The sequence below is a fragment of the Bacillus sp. P4_D3 genome, from assembly GCF_056401855.1.
In genome coordinates, this window is record NZ_JBFUIN010001369.1 from 1 (window position 1) to 508 (window position 508).

The window sequence follows — 508 nt, forward strand, 5'->3', positions numbered from 1 at the left end:
AGTCAGTTCCACATTGTCCATCTGCAGTAATAAAAATAGTGAAATTAAATCATCTACACCACCGTCGTGATTGAAGTATACTTTTTTCATCATTTTAATCTCCATCCTATAATATTTAATTGTTAATTAAATATTAATTGAGGAAAAATCATCGATAATTTCTACCACTTCAATTTTTCCATTAATTAATAGCTCAGGAAGTTCATTTCTAACGTTTCCTTTCCAATACTCTCTAGCCTGTTCAATTTTTTGAGCGAAAGGAATACCATCTTCTTTCGGTAAAAGATTTCCGTCACCTTCAAAAGAACTACCGATCACTCGTAGTTTAACAATCTGCAAAACTTCTCGATTGTAAGAATCAAATAGCGCTTTCCATTTCAAAGCATCTTCATAGCTTTTGGAAGCATATAAGCAAGACAACCTTGAAGGATATTCAGGAAATTCTTGCAGTCTAACCATTTCTACAATCGTTTCTCTAACCGCTCTAATTGTTTGATCTATATAATTC

Annotated in this window: 1 protein-coding gene and 1 pseudogene; both read right to left on the bottom strand. The window is 32.5% G+C overall.

Annotated features, from left to right (window positions below; all coding sequences use genetic code 11):
• Positions 1-105, bottom strand: a pseudogene (locus AC1DTM_RS31400) (nucleoside hydrolase); the annotation flags it as partial.
• Positions 106-126: 21 nt separating this feature from the next.
• The coding region (locus AC1DTM_RS31405; protein WP_477001809.1) for a DUF2441 domain-containing protein at positions 127-508 on the bottom strand (382 nt) is incomplete at its 5' end.